Source organism: Pseudomonas sp. PvP028, from assembly GCF_017832255.1.
GTDB lineage: Bacteria > Pseudomonadota > Gammaproteobacteria > Pseudomonadales > Pseudomonadaceae > Aquipseudomonas > Aquipseudomonas syringae.
The window spans coordinates 1,650,578-1,673,247 of sequence record NZ_JAFIBL010000001.1 but is presented as its reverse complement, the minus strand read 5'-3'; the positions used below and the strand labels follow the sequence as shown (position 1 = coordinate 1,673,247).

23 protein-coding genes are annotated in these 22,670 nt (G+C 59.0%); 6 read left to right on the top strand and 17 right to left on the bottom strand.

The annotated features are described in order from the left end of the window. Positions 1-26: 26 nt before the first annotated feature. The 6 genes from ssuB to JOE34_RS07465 all read right to left on the bottom strand — a co-directional run bounded on the left by ssuB (position 27) and on the right by JOE34_RS07465 (position 6,611). Positions 27-839 (bottom strand): aliphatic sulfonates ABC transporter ATP-binding protein, encoded by an 813-nt coding sequence (ssuB, locus tag JOE34_RS07490; RefSeq protein WP_003427335.1) that lies wholly within the window; start codon positions 837-839, stop codon positions 27-29. Then, positions 836-1,633, bottom strand: coding sequence for an aliphatic sulfonate ABC transporter permease SsuC (ssuC, locus tag JOE34_RS07485; protein WP_003342192.1), 798 nt, complete (start codon positions 1,631-1,633; stop codon positions 836-838). The genes ssuB and ssuC overlap by 4 nt, the downstream gene beginning before the upstream one ends. Before the next feature lie 28 nt (positions 1,634-1,661). Then, the gene (locus tag JOE34_RS07480; protein WP_003342194.1) at positions 1,662-2,627 is read right to left on the bottom strand and encodes a sulfonate ABC transporter substrate-binding protein; all 966 of its coding nucleotides are present in this window, start codon (positions 2,625-2,627) and stop codon (positions 1,662-1,664) included. Positions 2,628-2,981: 354 nt separating this feature from the next. Further along, entirely contained in the window at positions 2,982-3,620 is a 639-nt protein-coding gene (locus JOE34_RS07475) for a peroxiredoxin (protein ID WP_003318285.1), read from the bottom strand. Between the two features lie 169 nt (positions 3,621-3,789). Then, positions 3,790-5,148 (bottom strand): OprD family porin, encoded by a 1,359-nt coding sequence (locus tag JOE34_RS07470; RefSeq protein ID WP_209995413.1) that lies wholly within the window; start codon positions 5,146-5,148, stop codon positions 3,790-3,792. A gap of 1,022 nt (positions 5,149-6,170) precedes the next feature. Beyond that, positions 6,171-6,611 carry a hypothetical protein gene (locus tag JOE34_RS07465; protein ID WP_003427333.1) on the bottom strand — a complete coding sequence of 147 codons (441 nt, stop codon included), beginning with the start codon at positions 6,609-6,611 and terminating at the stop codon, positions 6,171-6,173. Between JOE34_RS07465 and trmL the strand changes: the two genes are divergently transcribed. Next, complete coding sequence (trmL, locus tag JOE34_RS07460) at positions 6,610-7,065, top strand: tRNA (uridine(34)/cytosine(34)/5-carboxymethylaminomethyluridine(34)-2'-O)-methyltransferase TrmL (protein WP_002551469.1); 456 nt, start codon at positions 6,610-6,612, stop codon at positions 7,063-7,065. The two genes, JOE34_RS07465 and trmL, sit on opposite strands and share 2 nt — an antisense overlap. Positions 7,066-7,126: 61 nt before the next feature. Here the strand turns inward: trmL and secB are convergent, their stop codons facing one another. From secB to JOE34_RS07445, 3 genes are read right to left on the bottom strand one after another with little or no spacing between them, the layout of a single operon-like run. Further along, complete coding sequence (gene secB / locus JOE34_RS07455; RefSeq protein ID WP_003372189.1) at positions 7,127-7,615, bottom strand: protein-export chaperone SecB; 489 nt, start codon at positions 7,613-7,615, stop codon at positions 7,127-7,129. 40 nt (positions 7,616-7,655) lie between these two features. Further along, complete coding sequence (grxC, locus tag JOE34_RS07450) at positions 7,656-7,907, bottom strand: glutaredoxin 3 (protein ID WP_002551467.1); 252 nt, start codon at positions 7,905-7,907, stop codon at positions 7,656-7,658. A gap of 2 nt (positions 7,908-7,909) precedes the next feature. Continuing rightward, positions 7,910-8,323 carry a rhodanese-like domain-containing protein gene (locus tag JOE34_RS07445; protein ID WP_003318290.1) on the bottom strand — a complete coding sequence of 138 codons (414 nt, stop codon included), beginning with the start codon at positions 8,321-8,323 and terminating at the stop codon, positions 7,910-7,912. A 156-nt stretch (positions 8,324-8,479) separates the two neighbouring features. On the opposite strand from JOE34_RS07445, the gene gpmI reads away from it, so the two are divergent. From gpmI to JOE34_RS07420, 5 genes are all read left to right on the top strand, one after another. Further along, complete coding sequence (gpmI, locus tag JOE34_RS07440) at positions 8,480-10,012, top strand: 2,3-bisphosphoglycerate-independent phosphoglycerate mutase (RefSeq protein WP_003427331.1); 1,533 nt, start codon at positions 8,480-8,482, stop codon at positions 10,010-10,012. A gap of 153 nt (positions 10,013-10,165) precedes the next feature. Then, a complete protein-coding gene (locus JOE34_RS07435; protein WP_003427330.1) occupies positions 10,166-11,491 on the top strand; it encodes a murein hydrolase activator EnvC in 1,326 nt (441 codons plus the stop codon). A gap of 33 nt (positions 11,492-11,524) precedes the next feature. Then, the gene (locus JOE34_RS07430) at positions 11,525-12,862 is read left to right on the top strand and encodes a S41 family peptidase (RefSeq protein WP_003427326.1); all 1,338 of its coding nucleotides are present in this window, start codon (positions 11,525-11,527) and stop codon (positions 12,860-12,862) included. A gap of 3 nt (positions 12,863-12,865) precedes the next feature. Then, entirely contained in the window at positions 12,866-13,648 is a 783-nt protein-coding gene (locus tag JOE34_RS07425) for a divergent polysaccharide deacetylase family protein (protein ID WP_024683576.1), read from the top strand. A 157-nt stretch (positions 13,649-13,805) separates the two neighbouring features. Next, positions 13,806-15,308: a serine protease gene (locus JOE34_RS07420; protein WP_010406520.1), complete on the top strand. Its 1,503-nt coding sequence runs from the start codon at positions 13,806-13,808 to the stop codon at positions 15,306-15,308. 4 nt (positions 15,309-15,312) lie between these two features. Here JOE34_RS07420 and JOE34_RS07415 read toward each other — a convergent pair whose 3' ends face one another. From JOE34_RS07415 to JOE34_RS07380, 8 genes are all read right to left on the bottom strand, one after another. Then, positions 15,313-16,068, bottom strand: coding sequence for an ABC transporter substrate-binding protein (locus tag JOE34_RS07415; RefSeq protein WP_003394380.1), 756 nt, complete (start codon positions 16,066-16,068; stop codon positions 15,313-15,315). A 185-nt stretch (positions 16,069-16,253) separates the two neighbouring features. Continuing rightward, positions 16,254-17,024, bottom strand: coding sequence for an imidazole glycerol phosphate synthase subunit HisF (gene hisF / locus JOE34_RS07410; protein ID WP_010406513.1), 771 nt, complete (start codon positions 17,022-17,024; stop codon positions 16,254-16,256). Positions 17,025-17,043: 19 nt separating this feature from the next. After that, complete coding sequence (gene hisA, locus JOE34_RS07405) at positions 17,044-17,781, bottom strand: 1-(5-phosphoribosyl)-5-[(5-phosphoribosylamino)methylideneamino]imidazole-4-carboxamide isomerase (protein ID WP_003372206.1); 738 nt, start codon at positions 17,779-17,781, stop codon at positions 17,044-17,046. Between the two features lie 106 nt (positions 17,782-17,887). After that, on the bottom strand, positions 17,888-18,148 hold the full coding sequence (locus JOE34_RS07400) for a DUF2164 domain-containing protein (protein ID WP_003318303.1): 261 nt from the start codon (positions 18,146-18,148) through the stop codon (positions 17,888-17,890). 4 nt (positions 18,149-18,152) lie between these two features. Further along, positions 18,153-18,791: an imidazole glycerol phosphate synthase subunit HisH gene (gene hisH / locus JOE34_RS07395; RefSeq protein WP_003318304.1), complete on the bottom strand. Its 639-nt coding sequence runs from the start codon at positions 18,789-18,791 to the stop codon at positions 18,153-18,155. Further along, entirely contained in the window at positions 18,791-19,384 is a 594-nt protein-coding gene (gene hisB / locus JOE34_RS07390; RefSeq protein WP_002551454.1) for an imidazoleglycerol-phosphate dehydratase HisB, read from the bottom strand. The genes hisH and hisB overlap by 1 nt, the downstream gene beginning before the upstream one ends. Positions 19,385-19,477: 93 nt before the next feature. After that, positions 19,478-20,677: an amino acid aminotransferase gene (locus JOE34_RS07385; protein WP_209995411.1), complete on the bottom strand. Its 1,200-nt coding sequence runs from the start codon at positions 20,675-20,677 to the stop codon at positions 19,478-19,480. Positions 20,678-20,892: 215 nt separating this feature from the next. Next, positions 20,893-22,554, bottom strand: a complete 1,662-nt coding sequence (locus tag JOE34_RS07380) for an OFA family MFS transporter (protein ID WP_209995410.1) — start codon at positions 22,552-22,554, stop codon at positions 20,893-20,895. Positions 22,555-22,670: the final 116 nt, after the last annotated feature.

The window sequence follows — 22,670 nt, the reverse complement described above, 5'->3', positions numbered from 1 at the left end:
GGCATGTCTTCCTTTGGGGATCAGGGTTAATTTGCCCAGCGCAATTGCGTGGGCAGTGGCGAAAACGGTTCCGGGTCAGGTGGCGAACCCGGCAGGGCCAGCACGCGGTTGAGCACTTCGGCCTCCAGCGCTGCGAGGCGATGCGAACCACGAACACGCGGGCGTGGCAGGTCGACCAGCAGATCGAGACCGATCTGCCCTTCTTCGATCAGGATCACCCGGTCGGCAATGGCCACGGCCTCGCTGACGTCGTGGGTTACCAGCAACACCGTGAAACCATACTGGCCCCACAGTTTTTCGATCAGTTGCTGCATTTCGATCCGGGTCAGGGCATCCAGCGCGCCCAACGGCTCATCGAGCAACAGCAGGCGCGGCTTGTGAATCAGCGCGCGAGCCAGGGCAACGCGCTGCTTCTGGCCACCGGACAATGCGGCAGGCCATTCATTGGCGCGCTCGGCAAGGCCGACGGCCTCAAGCGCTTCAAGGGCCTGCGCCCGCCAGTCGCCGCTCAGGCCAAGGCCGACGTTGTCGATGATCTTTTTCCAAGGCAGCAAGCGCGCTTCCTGAAACATCAATCGCGTGTCTTCGCGGGCATCGTCCAATGGCGCAGAGCCTGCAAGTAGCTGGCCCTGCGTCGGTTTGTCGAGGCCGGCGAGCAGGCGCAACAGGGTGCTTTTGCCGCAACCGCTGCGGCCGACGATGGCGACGAACTGACCCGCAGGGATGTGCAGGTCGATGTCCTTGAGCACTTCGCGGGCGCCGAACGCTTTTTTCAGCTTGCGTACCGCCAGCGGGATGCCACGCAGCAAGTGTGGAGGTTGCTGTTTCAGACTGGTCATGCGGCACCGCCTTTGCTCGTTTGATAGGCCGGGTGCCAGCGCAGGCAGACACGTTCCAGGCCCCGCGCCGCCAGATCGGCCAGCTTGCCGAGTACGGCGTACAACACAATGGCCAGCACCACGACGTCGGTCTGCAGAAATTCCCGTGCATTCATCGCCAGGTAGCCGATACCGGAGCTGGCGGAAATGGTTTCCGCGACGATCAGCGTCAGCCACATGAAGCCCAGCGCAAAGCGCACGCCGACCAGAATCGAAGGCATGGCGCCCGGCAGGATCACATGACGGAACAGGCTGAAACCTGACAGGCCGTAGCTGCGGGACATTTCTACCAGCGCCGGATCGATGTTGCGGATGCCGTGGTAGGTGTTCAGGTAAATCGGGAACAGAGTGCCCAGTGCGACCAGGAATATCTTGGCGGTCTCGTCGATGCCGAACCACAGGATGACCAGCGGAATCAGCGCCAGATGCGGCACGTTGCGAATCATCTGCACCGAGCTGTCCAGCAGACGCTCACCCCATTTGCTCAGGCCGGTGATGAAGCCCAGCGCCAGACCGATGCCGCCGCCAATGGCAAACCCGATCCCGGCGCGCCAGCCGCTGATCGCCAGATGCGTCCAGATTTCGCCGCTGGCGACCAGGTTTATCCCCGCTTCGATGACCGCGCTGGGCGCGGGCAGAATGCGTGTGGATAACCAGCCAGCGCTGACTGACAGCTGCCAGACTGCCAACAACAGGACTGGAAGTGCCCAGGGCGCCAGTCGGTGAATGATGCGTTGCGAAGCACTGAGGCTCATGGAGTTGTCTCCTCGAAGGGCCTGACGATCACTGTGCTTGAGCAACAGCAGCAGGAGGTGTCCAGACCACATCAGCAATGCTGAGCGGCTTCGGAATCAGCTTGAGCTGGTAGAAGGTGTCAGCGATTTTCTGCTGTGCTGCCACCACCGGCGGGGTAAGGAACTGCGCGCCGTAGCCCTGCCGCTTCACTGAAGTCAGGGTGATGTCGGCCGGCAGCCCCAGCAACGGCGCGACCTGTTGGGTCACTTCATCGGGGTTGGCCTTGGACCACTCGCCCACCGCACGAACCTCTTCGACCAGCGCCTGAATCACCTTGGGGTTTTTCTGCGCGTACGGCTTGGTGGCGAGATAGAACTGATGGTTGTCGACAATGCCGGTGCCGTCTTTCAGGGTTCGCGCCTGCAATTGCTTTTCAGCAGCGGCCTGGTACGGGTCCCAGATGACCCAGGCATCCACGCTGCCGCGCTCGAAAGCGGCACGCGCATCGGCCGGAGGCAGGAAGACGGTCTGGATATCGGTGTATTTCAGACCCGCATCTTCCAGCGCCTTGACCAGCAGGTAATGGACGTTCGAGCCCTTATTGAGGACGACTTTCTTGCCCTTCAGGTCTTTGACCGAAGTAATCGGGGAGTCTTTGGGAACCAGGATGGCTTCACTGGTCGGTGCTGGCGGCTCGTAGGCCACATACAGCAGGTCCGCGCCCGCGGCCTGAGCGAAGACCGGCGGCGTTTCGCCTGTTACGCCGAAGTCGATAGAACCGACGTTCAGGCCTTCAAGCAACTGAGGGCCACCGGGGAACTCGGTCCACTGGACTTTCACGCCCTGCTCGGCCAGGCGTTTTTCCAGCGAGCCCTTGGCCTTGAGCAGCACCAGCGTGCCGTACTTCTGGTAACCGATGCGCAGATCTTCCGCCTGAGCCTGAGTGACCGCACCAAGAGCGACCGCAGCAGCAAACAGCGCGACAAGGCTTCGACGCAAAATGACAGTGCGCATATGCGCTCCTTTACCTATTTGGGGTGGTCCCCTGCTCGACCGCTGAGGAACGAGCAAGGTGGGAATAGGCACGACATTAACAGCCCTTTTTTATATCTATAAATCTTATTTATTCATTTAGTTATTCCATAAATGAATATAAAGAAAATGCCGTTGCCTGCACCCTCCGGACCTGTGACGCAAAGCGTCACGACATGCATTCCCACGCTGGAGCGTGCGGAACGATAATCTCGACTATCGTGCCCATGCTCCGCGTCCGCGATTGATGAAGCGACGCAGCAGGCGGCTGTGAGGAAGGAATAAAAAAGGGCCGATAGATCGGCCCGAATAACCCCACGCTTGGTAGATCGGAAATCAGCGGTTTGGCTGTGGTGTCAGGCGCAGATAAGGCGTGACCGCTTTATAGCCCTTGGGAAAGCGTTGTTTGATCTCGGCTTCATCCTTGATCGACGGCACGATCACTACGTCATCGCCGTCCACCCAGTTGGCGGGCGTGGCAACCTTGTAGTTGTCGGTCAATTGCAGGGAGTCGATGACGCGCAGAATCTCGTGGAAGTTACGCCCGGTGCTGGCCGGATAGGTAATCGTCAGACGCACCTTCTTGTTCGGATCGATCACGAACAGCGAGCGCACAGTCAGCGTGTCGTTGGCATTAGGATGAATCAGGTCGTACAAGTCAGAAACCTTGCGGTCAGCGTCGGCAAGAATCGGGAAGTTGACCAGGGTGTTTTGCGTGGTGTTGATGTCGTCGATCCACTTGATGTGCGAATCAACCGGGTCCACCGACAGCGCAATGGCTTTCACGCCGCGCTTGGCGAACTCGTCTTTCAATTTAGCAGTGAAGCCCAGCTCTGTGGTGCACACCGGCGTGAAGTCAGCCGGATGAGAAAACAACACACCCCAGCTGTCACCGAGCCATTCATGAAAACGTATACGCCCCTCACTGGATTCCTGTTCGAAATCAGGGGCGATGTCGCCAAGTCGCAGTGTCATGGTGTTGCTCCTTGTCTGTATCGGGTAGGCCTTGGTATAGCACTACTGTGCGCCCTGTCGAGAGAAGTTAAAAAGAATAAATAATGCGCCCAATAGACCTGTCAGGAATATCAAAAAACAGGCAAAAGAAACCCCGCACGGGGCGGGGTTCCTTTAAGCCTCAATACACTTACATGAAGTTGTAGGTGTAGTTGAAGATCAGACGGGTTTGGTCGGTGTTGGTCGAGTTGTTCAGGTCGCCATCGGCACGGTAAGTACCGTGACGCAGGGTGGTGCCGAAACCTTTCATCGGACCGCTCTGGATCACGTAGTCAACACGCATGTCGGTTTCCCACTCGGAGTATTCTTCTTTACCGGTAGTGCGATCACGAATGTCGTCTGCGTGCAGGTAAGCGATGGCTGCTTTCAGGCCTGGAACACCCACCTTGGCGAAGTCATACGAGTACTGACCGAACGTGGTGTTTTCACCCGCGCGGTTGAAGCCGTTGATCATCGAGTCAGTGAACAGGTAGAAGCTCGAACCGCCGTTGCCTTCAAGACTCGAAGTGCTGGTGCCGTTCTTGGTGACGTTGCCCTGGTTCAGGAAAACCATGCCGCCGTCATCGCCAATCTGCTGATGGCCAACCATGAACGCATGGCCGCCCAGGGCGTAGGTGAACATGGCGGACCAGGTGGAGTTATCCACTTCGCCAGCGTTCTTGGCATAACCGTTGTTGTTGTTGAAACGGTAGCCGGTTGCTGCGTCGCTGTTTTTGCCGTCAGAGCTGCTGTTGAAATAACGCAGGTCAGTCTTGAAGGACTGGTTGGCGTCGATTTGGTAAACGTGTACCAAACCGAGGAAGTGTTGCTTGTAGAAGTCTTCCAGATTTGCGTAGTAGTACTGCAGGGTCAGGTCTTTGGTGACTTTCCAGTCAGCACCGGCGAAGCGGAACTGATCGGCAGTCTCGGAAGCGCCGGCAATGGACAGGTCAGTCCAGTTGCTCGAGGCACGGCCGATGGATTTGTTCAGCTGACCGGCAGTGAAGGTGACGTTGTCCAGATCCTTGGAAGTCAGGATGCCGCCCTGGAAAGCCTGAGGCAGAAGACGACCGTCGTTGCTAACCAGAATTGGCAGATTAGGTGCCAATGCGTTACCGACTTTCAGCTCGGTTTTCGAGAAGCGTACCTTGCCGTTGGCGCCCAGACGGCTCCACTCGTTGACAGCAGAACCGTCGCTGTCGGTAGGCAGAATGCCGCCGTTCGCTGCAGGAGCGTGGTTGCCACGGCCACCATCAAGGTGAACACCTACAAGGCCTTGAAGGTCCAGACCAAAACCGACAGTACCCTGAGTGAAGCCCGACAGGTAGTCGAATTTCAGGCCAGTGGCCGTCTCACGGTTGTTGTGAGTAGTGCCTTCGCGGAAATCGTTGTCAAAATACAGGGTACGAGAACTGACGGACGCTTTACTGTCTTCCAGGAAACCAGCTGCGCTGGCCTGCTGAGCCAATACACCAACGGTGACGGCCAAAGCCAGGGTGGACTTCTTCATTACTACGCTCCTCGTGAATCTAATTTTTTATATCCATGGTGCCGGGCTTGGCCCTGACCCACGGATTAGCGATAGGCGACAGTCCCGATCCGAGATCAATGGATTCTGTTCGCCCTGACTTTTGACTAGACCGCTTTGGTCGATGCCAACACGTCGGTGCAATGCTTTTATGCGCTGAAGAAACCGTTGCTGGAATCTTGAGAACATCCAGTCATTTGTCACAACTCGTGTCAGCAAAGACGTCACGGAGTGTATCGACCTGACTACCCATTTCCCAAAACTTATTTTGGTACCGTTCGTCAGATCTATCGTTTTCGTGCCCCCGACCGGAAAAATGCCCCTTCACCGGTCTCGATCTCCGCCAGCAGAGTGCTGATGCAAAACTGGCGAAAGCCTTGTATTACGGGAACTTCGGGGAGATTAGTCAGTTAATGTGACAGTTGTCATCACTTTGACGGCGCGCCTTGTTCAAGCACAAAAAATTTTTTTCACTTTGCTTTTTTGGGCCATTTTCAAGCGATTTTCGGCCTTCAGAGCCGTCCTTCACTGTAGTCCATGTGAACAAAAAGGCAATTCTGGTGTCGGGCACCATGGCAGCCAGCCGATTGGCCAATGCGCAAACGGCTCATTTGTGCACGTGAGGGGCACCGATCCATCATCGAGTTCGGATGGACGAGTGCATCAGTATGGGTTTCTGCACGCTAGTGGTGCGCAAATTGAGTGCGCTTCTGGAAAACCGGAAGGCTGGAACGTGTACTGCGTTATCAAGGATGAACGACGCGGCACTACAACTCCGCTCTATAGCCAAATCACTTCCGGCACACGAGCAACATGTATAAATATTTATAATTCAAAGAGTTATGAGTTTCAGGAATAAAGCATGGCCTCACGCAGTGAGGATCCGCTTCTCACGCGAATACGTTTTTTCTGAAACGATTTGAAAACTGGCACGCCCCCTGCAACAGGTATTACATCACCAGTTTTGGGGACCTTGGTACAGGCAGGCCGGGGATTCCCCTCTTTTATTCCTCCCGGAGACTGACCTCCAGTCTCCAGCGCCCGTCCACCTTCTCAGTGCGCCAGTCGCCGTGAAGCGGACGGGCTGCCAGGAGCGTCAGCACCAACCCCTTCTCTCCTCGTTCCACCTTCCAGCGCGCAACCCGATTGTCGAACCTCAGTTGGCCCGTCCACGGCTGTCCTGACGCATCGACGTTGACTACCACTGCACCATCGACTGTCGCGCCGCGATACTTCGGTTCTTCGTTGAACCAGAGCGCCAGACCGGCAGGCAATTCTTCGATCTGCTCCAGCTCGACCGGATCAGGCTGCTGCAGGCGGCCGATAATGGTGCCCACGGTAAACCCGACAATCGCCATGGAACCAAGAACACGCGGCCATAGCTTCGGCCTCGGGTCCTCTTCAAGGGTAGAATGCATCCCGTCCTTTCGTTCGGAGCCGTGCATGTTTCACGTCATCCTTTTTCAACCAGAAATTCCGCCGAATACCGGCAATGTCATCAGGCTATGCGCCAACAGTGGCTGCACCCTGCATTTGATCGAACCCTTGGGTTTCGAGCTGGACGACAAGCGCTTGCGCCGTGCCGGGCTCGATTATCACGAGTATGCCACGCTGCAGACACATGCTGACCTGGCAAGCTGTCTGGAGAAGATAGGCAACCCGAGGTTGTTTGCCTTCACCACCAAAGGCTCTCGGCCTTTTCATGATGCGAGCTTTGAGCCAGGCGATGCCTTTCTGTTCGGTCCGGAGAGCCGTGGCCTGCCCGCCGATATTCTCGACTCGCTGAGCAGCGAGCATCGCCTGCGGCTGCCCATGCGTGAAGGCTGCCGCAGCTTGAACCTGTCCAACACGGTGGCCGTGGCTGTCTATGAAGCATGGCGTCAGCACGGTTTTGCCTAGACCGAGCGGCCAAGCACAAAAAAGCGCCCCGAAAGGCGCTTTTTGTTTGCAGCGGTAACGCTTACTGAACAGTCGGCGTTTCGCCAGCTTCCTGCATGCGCTGCAGTTCTTGCGCGTACAGGGCGTCGAAGTTCACCGGAGCCAGCATCAGCGCAGGGAACGAGCCACGTACGACCAGGTTGTCGATGGCTTCACGAGCGTAAGGGAACAGGATGTTCGGGCAGAACGCACCGAGGGTGTGGCTCATTGCGCCGTCGTCCAGGCCCTTGATCAGGAAGATACCGGCTTGTTGCACTTCAACGATGAAGGCAACTTCGTCGCCATTGTTGACGGTCACGGACAGGGTCAGTACGACTTCGTAGAAATCGCCTTCCAGCTGCTTCTGACGGGTATTGAGGTCCAGGCTGACGGTCGGCGTCCACTCCTGGCGGAAGATCGCCGGGCTTTTTGGCGCTTCGAACGACAGGTCGCGAACGTAGATACGCTGCAGGGAGAATTGTGGGCCGTTTTCTTCGTTGGCAACGGCGTCGTTGTTCGGTTGATCGGTCATCTCGGATCCTTGTCAGATTAGGCTGAAAGATTAAGGGGTATCAGGCCAGCAGCGCATCGAGCTTGCCGGCACGCTCCAGAGCAAACAGGTCATCGCAGCCGCCCACGTGGGTCGAGCCGATCCAGATTTGCGGTACGGAAGTACGACCGGCCTTCTTGGTCATTTCGGCACGCAGCTGCGGCTTGCCGTCGACCCGGATTTCCTCGAAGGCCACGCTCTTGCTCTGCAGAAGCTGTTTGGCACGTATGCAATACGGGCAGTAGTCGCTGGAATAGACTATGACTTGAGCCATGTTCACTTCACCAGAGGAAGGTTATCGCCGCGCCAGCTGGAAATGCCGCCGGACAGCTTGGCCGCCTTGAAGCCGGACTTGAGCAGCTCGCGGGCGGTGGTGCCAGCATGCTGCCCCATTGCATCGACTATGATCAACGTCTTGTCCTTGTATTTCTCCAGTTCGGCGGTACGGGTCAGTACCTTGTCCTGCGGGAAATTCAGAGAGCCGACGATGTGCCCTGCGGTGTAATCCTTTTTCGAGCGCACGTCGATGACCACACCCTGATCGCTGTTGACCAGCGCGGTCAGCTCGCGAGTGCTCAGGCTGGCGCCGCCCTTGCTCATTTCGTAAGCAATCAGCAGTCCCAGCAAAATGACGAAGGCACCGGTGATCAAATAGTGGTTAGTGGCGAATTCAAGCAGGTGAGCAACCATCAGTAGGTTCCAGGGCGTTAAAATGTCGGCCAGTATACACAGCAGCCAAGGTCGGCCAAAGTCCGTACGGCGGTGACGCCGTTTGAACTTGTCCTTAAAATGCCGTTCCCTTGTACTTTGTTCATCTCTTTATCCAATCAGCATCGAGTGGGTTCTATGACTGCCACGCCAAAACCTCTGGTTCTTATCATCCTGGATGGCTTCGGACACAGCGAAAGCCACAAGGGCAATGCCATTCTGGCCGCGAAGATGCCGGTCATGGATCGCCTCTACCAAACCATGCCCAATGGCCTGATTTCCGGGTCGGGCATGGATGTTGGTCTGCCGGACGGGCAGATGGGCAACTCCGAGGTCGGGCACATGAACCTGGGTGCCGGGCGCGTGGTGTATCAGGACTTTACTCGGGTGACCAAAGCGATTCGCGATGGCGAGTTCTTCGAGAACCCGACCATCTGCGCCGCTGTGGATAAAGCTGTCAGCGCCGGCAAGGCCGTGCACATCATGGGCCTGCTCTCCGATGGCGGCGTGCACAGCCACCAGGACCATCTGGTGGCGATGGCGGAACTGGCGGTCAAACGCGGCGCAGAAAAAATCTACCTGCACGCCTTTCTCGACGGCCGCGACACGCCACCGCGCAGCGCGAAGAAATCCCTTGAGCTGATGGACGCAACCTTCGCCCGCCTGGGCAAAGGCCGCACCGCCACGATCGTCGGCCGTTACTTCGCCATGGACCGTGACAACCGCTGGGACCGGGTTTCGTCTGCCTATAACCTGATCGTCGACAGCACCGCCGATTTCCACGCAGACAGCGCCGTTGCCGGGCTCGAAGCCGCCTACGCACGCGACGAGAACGACGAGTTCGTCAAAGCCACCCGCATCGGCGAAGCCGCCCGCGTGGAAGATGGCGACGCGGTGGTGTTCATGAACTTCCGCGCCGACCGCGCCCGTGAACTGACCCGTGTGTTCGTCGAAGACGATTTCAAGGACTTCGAGCGCGCCCGTCAGCCGAAGGTCAACTACGTGATGCTGACCCAGTACGCGGCCAGCATTCCTGCGCCGTCCGCTTTTGCTGCGGGCAGCCTGAAAAACGTGCTGGGCGAGTATCTGGCGGACAACGGCAAAACCCAGCTGCGCATCGCCGAAACCGAGAAATACGCCCACGTCACGTTCTTTTTCTCCGGCGGGCGTGAAGAACCGTTCCCGGGTGAAGAGCGCATTCTGATCCCGTCGCCGAAAGTCGCCACCTACGACCTGCAGCCGGAAATGAGCGCACCGGAAGTGACCGACAAGATTGTCGATGCCATCGAACATCAGCGTTATGACGTGATCGTCGTCAACTACGCCAACGGTGACATGGTTGGCCACAGCGGCATCATGGAAGCCGCGATCAAGGCTGTGGAATGCCTGGACGTGTGTGTCGGGCGCATCACCGAGGCGCTGGAGAAAGTCGGCGGTGAGGCGCTGATTACCGCGGATCACGGCAACGTCGAACAGATGACCGACGACGCCACCGGACAGGCGCATACTGCGCACACCTCCGAGCCGGTGCCGTTCGTTTATGTTGGCAAACGTCAGCTGAAAGTTCGCCAAGGCGGCGTTCTGGCCGATGTCGCGCCGACCATGCTGCATCTGCTGGGCATGGAGAAACCGCAGGAAATGACCGGCCACTCGATCCTCGTGACCGAGTAACCCGGTAAAAACCGGCCTTTAGCCATCAGGCAAGGCCGGTTTTTTATGTTTCAGGCCTCAAAGCAGTGGCTGCGAGGCGTTTTTTTTGCAGCGCATGGCGGGCATACTAGGCCTGACATTTTTTCTCACAATTCCTCGGTATCGCCCACCCACATGCTTCGCGCCTTGATTGCCCTTGCTCTGATCTGCCTGCTCAATCCGGCGTTTGCCGAAGACGAGCGTGTGCAAACCCAAAAACAGATAGATGCTGCGCGTCAGGATGTGGCGGAGCTGCAAAAAGTCCTGGGCAAGCTTCAGGAAGAACGTGCAGGCGTCCAGAAGGACCTGCGCACCACTGAAACCGAAATGGGCAAGTTGGAAAAGCAGGTCGAGGTCCTGCAAAAGGAACTAAAAAAGACCGAAACCGAGCTGCAAAAGCTCGACAGTGAAAAAAAGAAACTGAACAGCGCCCGCGTTGAACAGCAACGCCTGATCGCCATCCAGGCCCGCGCCGCTTACCAGAGTGGCCGCCAGGAGTACCTCAAGCTATTGCTCAACCAGCAACACCCCGAGAAGTTCGCCCGAACCCTCACGTATTACGATTACCTGAGCCAGGCGCGCCTGGAGCAGCTACGCAACTTCAATGAAACCCTGCGCCAGCTGGCCAATGTCGAAAAAGACATCGACCTGCAACAGGCACAACTACTGGTGCAGAAAAGCAGTCTGGACAGCCAGAGCGAAGAGCTGGCCAAGGTTCGCCAGGAACGTCAGCAGGCGCTGGCCAAGCTGAATCAGGACTACAAGGCCCGCGATCAGAAAATGCAGGCCCGTCAGCAGGATCAGGCCGATCTGGCCAAAGTCCTCAAGACCATCGAAGAAACCCTGGCCCGCCAGGCACGGGAAGCCGAAGAAGCTCGCCAGAAGGCGCTGGTTGCCGCCCGCGAGGCGGAAGAGAAGCGTCAGCGCGAAGCTGAAGCCGTCGCCCGCAATAACAGCAGCAACAGCAGTAGCAAAAGCGATGATGAACCGGCACCGCGTCGCCCGGTCAAAGCCCCCGGCGCAGTCGTTTCCAGTGCCGGTGTTTCCTATGGCGGACCTTTTGCACAGGCCAAGGGAAAACTTCCATGGCCTATCGATGGTCGACTGCTTGCGCGTTTCGGTGAAGCCCGCGGTGATGACGAACGTACCAAATGGGACGGCGTCATGATCAGCGCCGCAGCCGGAAGCCAGGTACGTGCCGTGCATGGCGGACGAGTGGTGTTCGCCGACTGGTTGCGCGGTGCCGGGCTTCTGGTCATTCTCGACCATGGCAACGGCTATCTGACCCTTTACGGGCATAACCAGAGCCTGCTCAAGTCGGCAGGTGACATTGTAAAAGCCGGTGAAGCGATTTCCACGGTCGGCAATAGTGGCGGTCAGGACACGGCAGCGTTGTACTTTGCTATTCGTCAGCAGGGTCGCCCCAGCGATCCGGCCCAATGGTGCCGCACTCAAGGATAAGTCGGCGTCAATATTTGTAGGAGTTCGTTAGACATGCTGCATTTGTCCCGCCTCACCTCGCTGGCCCTGGCAATTGCCATCGTTATCGGCGCGCCTCTGGCGCAAGCTGCCGAAAAGACCGCGCCAGCCACGCCTGCAGCAGTCTCGCCCGCCAAAACCAATGCCACCGCAAAGCCACCGCTGCCGCTCGACGAATTGCGCACCTTTGCCGAGGTCATGGACCGGGTCAAGGCGGCCTACGTGGAGCCGGTCGACGACAAGACCCTGCTGGAGAACGCCATCAAAGGCATGCTCAGCAACCTTGATCCGCACTCTGCCTACCTCGGACCGGAAGATTTCCAGGAGCTGCAGGAAAGCACCAGCGGCGAGTTCGGTGGGCTGGGCATCGAAGTCGGCGTCGAGGACGGTTTGGTCAAGGTGGTCTCGCCCATCGACGACACACCGGCGTCCAAGGCTGGCATCGAGGCAGGCGACCTGATCGTAAAGATCAACGGCACGCCGACCCAGGGCCAGAACATGCAGGAAGCGGTCGACAAGATGCGCGGCAAGATCGGCGAAAAGATCACCCTGACGCTGGTTCGCGATGGCGGCACCCCGTTTGACGTGACCCTGGCGCGGGCAACCATTCAGGTCAAGAGCGTCAAGGCGCAGATGCTGGAAAATGGCTACGGCTATATCCGCATCACCCAGTTCCAGGTCAAGACCGGTGACGAAGTCGGCAAGGCGCTGGCCAAATTCCGCAAGGACAACGGCAAGAAGATGAGTGGCCTGATTCTCGACCTGCGCAACAACCCGGGCGGCGTGCTGCAATCGGCGGTGCAGGTGGCGGATCACTTCCTCACCAAGGGTCTGATCGTCTACACCAAAGGCCGCATCGCCAACTCCGAACTGCGTTTCTCGGCAGACCCGGCGGACGCTAGCGAAGGCGTGCCACTGGTAGTGCTGATCAACGGCGGCAGCGCCTCGGCATCGGAAATCGTTGCCGGCGCCCTGCAAGACCAGAAGCGCGGCATCCTGATGGGCACTGACACCTTCGGCAAAGGCTCGGTGCAGACTGTCCTGCCGCTGAACAACGATCGCGCCCTGAAGATCACCACCGCGTTGTATTACACGCCGAACGGCCGCTCGATCCAGGCCCAAGGCATCAACCCGGACATCGTGGTACGCCGGGCCAAGGTCACCAACGAAGCGGACGGCGAGAACTACAAGGAAGCCGACCTGATGGGTCACCTGGGCAATGGCAACGGCGGCGCAGACAAACCGACCGTCAAGAGTGGCGCAGCCGCCAAGGCGCGTCCGCAGGATGACGACTTCCAGCTCAGCCAGGCACTCAGCCTGCTCAAAGGGCTGAGCATCACCCGCGGCAACTGACGGATGCGCTTTCTGGCTCTGCTACTGCTGACCCTCTCGATCACTGGCGTTGCTCATGCAGCGCCAGCCGAGAACAGCGGCAAACCGCCCAAGGCTTACCTGAGCCTGATCATCGACGACCTGGGCCAGAACCAGGATCGCGACAGCCGCACACTGGCGCTTCCCGGCCCGGTCACCCTGGCGATCATGCCCGACACCCCGCATGCCACCGAGTTTGCCCGCCAAGCTCATCGCGCAGGCAAAACGGTCATGCTGCACATGCCCATGGACCCCGCGACTGGTCCTTACGCCTGGCACCCCGAACTGCCACTGCCCGAGCTGGAAAGCCGTCTCAATGCTGCCCTGCTGAAAGTGCCGTATGCAGCCGGTATCAACAACCACATGGGCAGCCGGATGACCGCCGAGCCGGTCGCCATGACCTGGCTGATGGCCGAGCTACAGCGTCGTCACCTGTTTTTCGTCGACAGCCGCACCAGTGCGAAAACCGTGGCGGCCGCCGAGGCGCAGCGTATCGGGCTGGCCAGCGTCTCGCGTGACGTGTTCCTGGACGACGAACGCACTGCAGAAGCCATCACCCGCCAATTACAGACCGCGATAAAAATCGCCCGCAAATATGGCTCGGCCGTGGTTATCGGCCACCCCTACCCTGTCACGCTGGACGTCCTGGAACGCGAACTGCCCAACCTCAAAGCGCAAGGCGTCGAATGGATCGACCTGCGCAGCATGATCAGCGAACGCGGCAATCAGGCGAGTGCGGCGCATGGCAAGAATGGGGTATATCGCTGATCGCGCCTCTTGCGCGTCAGCACTTTCCATACGCTAAGTCCGACAAATCTACTTTCCGTGTCCACCACCGTTTCTGCCTTGATAGACGTGTCAATTCCGGCTTAAAGGAAGGTGCCCCCAATGACGGGGGCCCAGACACATTTATCAGGGATTGATGATGAAACCGACCATGATGACGGGGGCGTGCTGCGTCGCCGCACTGCTGCCTTTTTCCATCCACGCCACACCTGCAGACCTGGGCGAAGGGCTGATGGCTCTCGCACCTTCGACAGCCCTGCTCAACGCCGACGGCTCGCGCGACCACTGGAACGGCATTGGCCGTATCAACAGCAGGTCAGGGTCAAACTGTACGGCGACGCTGATCGATAGCCGAAGCGTCGACAGCCCGTCTGACGCGCCCGCCTACGTAATCACCAGCGGCCACTGTATCAATCGTCAGAATGGCGTGATCATCACCGATGGCGAAGTCGAAGGCAGCGTGCAGTTCAATTTCTTCACTGACAGCAAGGCCCGCAGCTATCCATTGAAGCGCGTCAGCTGGAGCAGCATGCAGGGTGTCGACCTGGCGGTCGTCGAGTTGCAGCCCACGCTTGAAACGCTCGTCAACGACGGTATTCAGCCGATCAGGCTCGCCAGGGAGATGCCCGAACAGGGTCGCGATATCTTGTGGGTGGGCGCACCGCTCGACAAGGATACCGGGCATCTGCGCATGGCGGCCTGTGTTCACCAGACGTCGGAGGTGATCATGGAGCCGCCTTGGGTCTGGCGTCACACCGTACGCAATCAGTGCCGGGATGTCGGTACGGGCGCGTCCGGCAGTCCGCTGCTGACCCGTGACAACGGCGAGCTCTATGCGGTCATGAACCTCACCAACCAAGCATCTTCAGATACCCCGATCGAAGACCTCAGTGATGAAATACCCGGCTTTCCGCCGATGGTCGCCGACAGCAACTATGGCAACCCGGTCACGCTGTTGAAGAAGTGTTTCGTCAGCGGCACGCTGAGTACGGACCCGGCAGTCTGCGATCTGTTTCCAGCCTTCTCGGTCGATTTCGAAACGCTGGGCCGGCAGCCCGCACAGCATGCCAGGGTGCAACTGGATGCCGAGGGCAGGAATGTCTATCCATCCTGGGACTTGCGCTTCATGGTCGCCACGCCCTTGTATCGCTACAAGAAGGTCGATTCGGCCATGCAGTGCGAAGACCCGGTGGGTTACAGCCATACGATCAGCTCGCAGGACGCGGCCATCGATGACCCTGTGGACAAACAGATCGGCATCAACTGGCTGTGCATGGTCGGTGTTTCTTCGGCCGAACAACGCTCCAGCATCGGTCTGATGCGCAATGCACTGACGCTTGGCATAGAGCTGCAACCGGCAGGCCCCACCCCGGCACCGCAAATGGAGATCGGCAAAAACCGATCTGGCGCGACATCGGTCGTCTGGTCGCACGAGCACCGGCTGATCGACTACTACACGGTCAAAATGGGCAAGCCGGACACCACCGACTGCTCCGCCCCTGAAGGTTTCAAGCCGCAATTTCGCAATCTGGTATTACGCGCGCAGTCGTTGCCGTTGAAGATCTGCACTTACGCCCACGACATCAACGGTCAGCCATCAGCCTTGCGCGAAGACATCATCCCGTCGCCCGCAGCAGGTTGAGTGGTTACTGATAGCGCGCCTTGGCGGCATCGACCCAGCCTTCGACGCGCATCTGATCGAGGGCTTTTTGCAGGCGTCTGACGACCTCGTCAGGCGTGCTCTTGTTGACTGCCAGGTAAAGTTCGGCGCTGTTGAACCGCAGCGCCGTCTTGAGGCCCGTCACGCCTTCCAGTTTCGCCAGATAGCGGCCCACTGGATCGCCTACTGCCCACAGGTCGATCTGGCCGTTGGCGAGTTTTTTCACGTTATCGCGGTCACGCAACATCAGAATCGGGTTCAAGCCCATGGCTTTCAGACGCTCGCCAATGGCATCGCCCTTGTAGGCGCCGATCCGGTAATCCCTGGCCTGTCCCAGCGACGTCAAGGTGATCGGGCTGTCGCCGCGCGCCAACATGATCCAGTCGTAGGAACCTATCGGGCCGACCCATTTGAAGAGGTTTTCACGTTCGGGCAGGCGGGTCGTGGAAAACACGCCGTAACCGGGCTTTTCCAGGGCCAGTTTGTAGACCCGGTCCCACGGAAAGCGCAGCGTCATGCTGTAGCCGATATTCGCGCGCTTGAACATCTCGCGCACCACCTCGGCGGCGCTACCGTCGATGTTGTTTTCCTGGGCGAAATTCTTGCCGTCGACCGCCATGTTGAACGGCGGGAAGTTCTCGGTCAGCAACACCATGGAATAAGGCGTCGACTCGCTGGCCCGGACACCCTCACTCGACAAGACACCGACCCCGATCAGTGCAAGCAATAGGCGTTTGAACATGTTCCGGCACTCGATCGTGAACGACGCATGCAGAGTGCCGTGAACCCGGCGCACTGTCTAGCAAGCTGTCCGGCGATGTCGCTTAGAGGCAATAGTCAAATGCCACAGGGCTGAAACAAAGCGAGCGCCGGCTGTTTCAAACCCTTGGCCTGTAACAAGCGGCGCCCGCCTTTATGCGCAGTGACTTAGCGCACGACAATCCCACGGCTGGCCATGTAAGCCTTGGCCTCGGGGACCGTGTATTCGCCAAAGTGGAAAATACTCGCCGCCAGCACAGCGCTGGCGTGGCCCTCGATGACGCCGGCAGCCAGGTGCTCGAGGTTACCGACGCCACCCGAAGCAATCACCGGAATACCCAGCGCATCGCTGATGGCGCGCGTGACGCCCAGGTCGAAGCCGTTCTTCATGCCGTCCTGGTCCATGCTGGTCAGCAGGATCTCGCCAGCGCCCAGGTCTTCCATCTTTTTCGCCCAGACCACCGCGTCCAGCCCGGTGGGTTTACGCCCGCCGTGGGTGAAGATTTCCCAGCGCGGGGTTTCGCCCGGACCGGAGACCTTCTTGGCGTCGATGGCGACCACGATGCACTGCGACCCAAAGCGCGCGGCGGCTTCACCGACGAACTCGGGGTTGAACACCGCAGCCGTGTTGATCGAGACTTTGTCGGCACCGGCATTGAGCAGGTTGCGGATGTCCTGCACGGTACGCACGCCGCCGCCAACGGTCAGCGGGATGAACACCTGACTGGCCATGCGCTCGACGGTATGCAGCGTGGTGTCACGGCCATCGACACTGGCGGTGATGTCGAGGAATGTAATTTCGTCGGCACCCTGCTCATCGTAACGACGAGCGATTTCCACCGGATCGCCTGCGTCGCGGATGTTTTCGAACTTGACGCCCTTTACCACTCGACCGTTGTCGACGTCCAGGCAAGGGATAATGCGTTTGGCTAGGGCCACAGGGTCAATCTCCAGCTGTTCAGCGTTGTTCGCGGTCGCAAAGCGCCTGAGCTTCGGCCACATCCAGCGTGCCTTCGTAAATCGCACGGCCGGTGATCGCGCCGATGATGCCCGGAGCCTTCGCATTCAGCAGCGCCTGGATGTCGCCCAGGTTATGGATGCCACCCGAAGCGATCACCGGGATCCGCGTGGCAGCCGCCAATGCCGCGGTGAACGGGATGTTGCAGCCCTGCATCATGCCGTCCTTGGCGATGTCGGTGTAGACAATGGCCGATACGCCATCGGCCTCGAAACGCTTGGCCAGATCGATGACCTGCACCGAGCTGACTTCAGCCCAGCCGTCGGTGGCGACGAAACCGTCCTTGGCATCCAGACCGACAATCACCTTGCCGGGGAACGCACGGCAGGCTTCGGCCACGAACTCGGGCTCCTTGACGGCCTTGGTGCCGATGATGACGTAGCTCACGCCCGCCTTGACGTAATGCTCGATGGTTTCCAGCGAACGGATGCCGCCGCCGATCTGGATCGGCAGGTTCGGGTAGCGTCGGGCGATGGCCGTGACCACATCACCGTTGACCGGCTGACCTTCGAACGCACCGTTCAGATCGACCAGATGCAGACGACGGCAGCCACCCTCGACCCACTTGGCGGCCATGGCCACCGGATCATCGGAGAACACCGTGGAATCTTCCATCCGGCCCTGACGCAGACGCACGCAAGCGCCGTCCTTGAGATCGATAGCGGGGATAATCAGCATGCTTATTCCTTGGTCTGAAAGAGCGGCAAGCTGCAAGCGGTTAGCTGCAAGTATGCGTACTCACTGATTCTTGCGGCTTGAAGCTCAACGCTTGAAGCTGCTTTATCTAATTCTTTTCGAGTGCCCACAAGTCACTTTCGATGCTCTCGAAGCGCTCCTTGAGCTGCTGCTGAACATCGAAAATGGCGCGATTGTAGTAATGCGGGGCAATCTCGCGCGTGAACAGCTCGAGGACTTCAGCCACTTCGAACGAGCCCAGATCCAGCTCGAAGCGCTCTGCGAACAGGCGCTTGAGCTTGTCGATCGCCTGTTGCTCATGCTCGGGCGAGAGGGTCAGGATCGGCGGCTTGCCCTTGGCTTTGTTCATGCGCTTACCAGCGACCATCCCAGGCGGCGAAGTTCTGCAGCAACTGCAGGCCGTGGGTGTGGCTCTTTTCAGGGTGAAATTGCACGGCAAAACGCGAACCGTCGGCCAGCGCGGCGGCGAAATCTAGGCCGTAATGGCCACGCCCGACCACCTGACGCTGATTGGCAGCGTCGATATAGAAACTGTGCACGAAGTAGAAACGCGCCTGGTCCGGAATGTCATGCCACAGCGGGTGATCCACCGCCTGAGCGACCTGGTTCCAGCCCATGTGCGGCACTTTCAGGTGCTCGCCTTCCTCATGCAGGTCCTTGCCGAAGAACTTTACCTGGCCGGGAAACATGCCGATGCAGTCCACGCCGCCGTTCTCTTCGCTGCTGTCGAGCAACGCCTGCATGCCGACGCAGATCCCCAGAAACGGGCGATCCTGGCTCACTTCCTGAACCAGCGAATCAAAGCCCAGACGGCGAATCTCGGCCATGCAGTCGCGAATCGCGCCCACACCCGGAAAGACGATGCGGTCGGCTTCGCGAATCACCTTGGCGTCACTGGTAATCAGCACACGGCCTGCGCCCACATGCTCCAGCGCCTTGGCGACAGAGTGCAGGTTGCCCATGCCGTAATCGATGACCGCAACTGTCTGCATCAGAGCACACCCTTGGTGGATGGCATCTGCCCGGCCATACGCTCATCCAGCTCGACCGCCATGCGCAGCGCGCGACCGAAAGCCTTGAACACGGTCTCGATCTGGTGGTGAGTGTTGGTGCCACGCAGGTTGTCGATGTGCAGCGTCACGTTCGCGTGGTTGACGAAGCCCTGGAAGAACTCCTGAAACAGGTCCACATCGAAGCCGCCTACAGTGGCGCGGGTATACGGCACATGCATCTGCAGGCCCGGACGCCCGGAGAAGTCGATGACCACGCGCGACAGCGCTTCGTCGAGCGGCACGTAGGCGTGGCCGTAACGACGAATGCCCTTCTTGTCGCCGATCGCCTGGCTGAACGCCTGGCCCACGGTGATACCGACGTCTTCCACCGTGTGGTGATCGTCGATTGCCAGGTCGCCCTTGCATTCGATGTCCAGATCGATCAGCCCGTGCCGGGCGATCTGGTCGAGCATGTGCTCAAGGAAAGGCACGCCGATATCGAATCGGGCCTTTCCGGTACCATCCAGGTTGATCGAGGCTTTGATCTGGGTTTCCAGAGTATTGCGCTCGACGTACGCCTTACGTTCGGCCATCACCAGCTCCGCAAAATCATTGGGCGAAAAAAAGGCGAGCATTATAGGCCCAGAAGCGCCCGCCATGAAGCAAACAGACGACCAGCAGGGTATTTAACGGGCGAAGAGGCTCGCGATTGCGTCACATACCTTGTCGATATTCCCTTCATTCAAACCTGCCATACACACTCGGCCACTGCGCAGCATGTAAATGCCGTGAACATCTTTCAGTTCGTCGACCTGCTGCGGGGTCAGACCGGTGTAGCTGAACATCCCGTTCTGCCTGAGGATAAAGCTGAAATCGTGGCCGGAGACCTTCTGCGCCAGCACCTCGACCAGACGCGTGCGCATGTCGATGATACGCAGGCGCATGGCCTCGACTTCACCCAGCCACTGCTCACGCAAGTGCCGCGTGTTGAGCACTTTCGAGACCAGGAAGGCACCATGCGCAGGCGGGCTGGAGTAGTTGCGGCGCACAGTCGCCTTGAGCTGGCCGAACACGTTGGCCGCGGACGCCGCGTCTTCACAGACCACCGACAGCCCACCTACCCGCTCGCCATACAGCGAGAAGATTTTCGAGAACGAGTTGCTGACCAGCGTTGTGATACCTGCGTTGGCCATCGCCCGGATGGCATAGACGTCTTCGTCAATGCCTTTGCCGAAGCCCTGATAGGCGATATCCAGGAAGGCGATGAGCTGACGATCCTTGATCACGTCGATCAGGCGGTCCCATTGCGCCACCGTCAGATCGGCACCGGTCGGGTTATGGCAGCACGGGTGCAGCAGGAGAATGCTCTGCGCAGGCAGCCCCTTTACCGTGTCGAGCATGGCCTCGAACCTGACGCCGCCGGTCTGGGCATCGAAGTACGGGTACGCGTTGACCTTGAAGCCCGCCCCGCCGAATAGCGCGTTGTGGTTTTCCCAGGTCGGATCACTGACCCAGACCTGTGAGTCCGGAAACGCATACTTGAGGAAGTCGGCACCTATCTTCAGCGCGCCCGAGCCACCCACGGTTTGAATGGTGGCGACGCGGCCTGCCTGAACCAGCGGGTGATCGGCACCGAACAACAGGGTTTGCACCGCCTGCCGATACGCTGCCAGGCCTTCCATCGGCAGGTACACGGACGCTGCCTGTTCGCCTTCGGCCAGTTGCTGTTGCGCCGTTGCTACGCATGCCAACTGCGGGATGCGGCCCTGTGCGTCGTAATACAGGCCGATGCTCAGATTGACCTTGTCCGCACGCGAGTCCTTGCCAAAGGTCTCCATCAGCGAAAGGATCGGATCACCGGCGTATGACTCCACGTGGGCTAGCATGCAAACAACTCCTTCGGGCAATAAAATCAGGGCTGACTAATGTAGCAGCGTATGCACCGGAACGGGCAGTGCATCGAGTACATAGGGTCAACTGAATATGACTATCGCGACGAATAAAATCCGGACGCGATGATCAAAAGCGCAGCGCACCAAAACCCAGGCAAAAAAAAGCGCCTGCACCGAGGTGCAAGCGCTTTTCTGTTACCGGCAGGCTTTTAGTGGAACAGCACTGCGGTTTTTTGCAGGGTAATCCAGACGCCCCATGCCAGCGGGATGCCTACGGCCAGCCAGGCGGCGATGACCAATGGCTTGCTGCCTGCGGATGCTTTCCACTCCAGCGAAGTCGTGGCGTTGGCACCCTTGTCGTGACCGATGGCTTGTTCAGCCGCCAGTTCGGCGTCGGTCATGAAGTACTTGTCGGCAACCGGACGAATCAGCAGGTTGCAGATAAAGCCCAGCACCAGCAGACCCGACAGGATGTACAGGGTGATGTCGTAGGCGTCGGCACGTGCAACACCGTGGGCGAGTTGATACTCACGCAGGTAGTTGACCAATACCGGACCCAGCACACCGGCCGCAGCCCAGGCAGTCAGCAGACGACCGTGGATCGCGCCGACCATCTGCGTACCGAACAGGTCAGCCAGATAAGCCGGAACCGTCGCAAAACCGCCACCGTACATCGACAGCACGATACAGAAAGCGGCTACGAACAGCGCGATGCTACCCATATGGCTCAGGGTCGGAACCGACGCATACAGCAGGAAGCCCAGTGCGAAGAATACGAAGTAAGTTGCCTTGCGACCGATGAAGTCCGAGCACGAAGCCCAGAAGAAACGACCGCCGATGTTGAACAGACTCAACAGACCGGTGAAGCCGGCTGCAATCGCAGCAATGGCTTTCAGCTGGTCGGCATTGAGCTGGCTGAAGGTCAGGTCGAGGCCCAGCAGTTTACCGGCGAAGACTTCCTGCAGCAGCGGCGAAGCCATGCCCAGGATACCGATACCGGCCGATACGTTCAGGCACAGCACCAGCCAGACCAGACGGAACTGCGGTGTTTTCCAGGCCACGCTGACGTGCACGTGACGGTTGGTGATTATCGAGTTCTTGGCCTTGGCAGCCGGAGCGGTCCAGCCTTCAGGTTTCCAGCCGGTTGGCGGAACGCGGTAGCCCAGTGCACCGCCGATCATGAAGATGAAGTAAATCACCGCCATCACCACGAAGCTCTGCCATACGCCAACGCTTTCAGCCGAAGCGAAGTGCCCCATCAGAGCCGTAGCCAGCGGTGCACCCACCATCGCGCCGCCGCCAAAGCCCATGATCGCCATGCCGGTCGCCATGCCGCGCTTGTCCGGGAACCACTTGATCAGGGTCGATACCGGAGAGATATAGCCCAACCCCAGACCAATACCGCCGATCACGCCCGAGCCCAGCCACATCAGCCAGATCTGGTGCGTATAAATGCCCAGTGCGGAAATCAGCAAGCCACCACACCAGCAGAGGGCCGAAACCACACCCGCCTTGCGTGGACCTGCGTGCTCCAGCCAGCCACCCCAAATGGCAGCCGAGCAACCCAGGAAAATGAAAAACAGTGTGTAGATCCAGCCCAGCATGGAGATCTGCCAGTCACAGGTCGACGCGAACATCTGCGCGAAAAAACCCATGTCCGGTGTGCAAGCGACAGGTGCCGTAACACCGATAGCCTTCGACAGCGGCAACCAGAATACCGAGAAGCCGTAAGCCATACCGATACAAAGATGGATGGCCAATGCTGCAGGTGGAACAAGCCAACGGTTGAAACCTGGCTTGGCGATAATGCGCTCTTTGGACAAGAACGCAGGCTGAACGGCTTCGCCGCCCAAGGCTGTGCTTGTGCTCATTATAATTACCCCAATGTGTGAAGCTCGCAGATGGTCCGCTGGTCCGCCACAGACTCAGTGCCGAGCGGCCATGTCTGTTTTATCGGCAGGTTATTCAGATACGTGACAAAAAGACG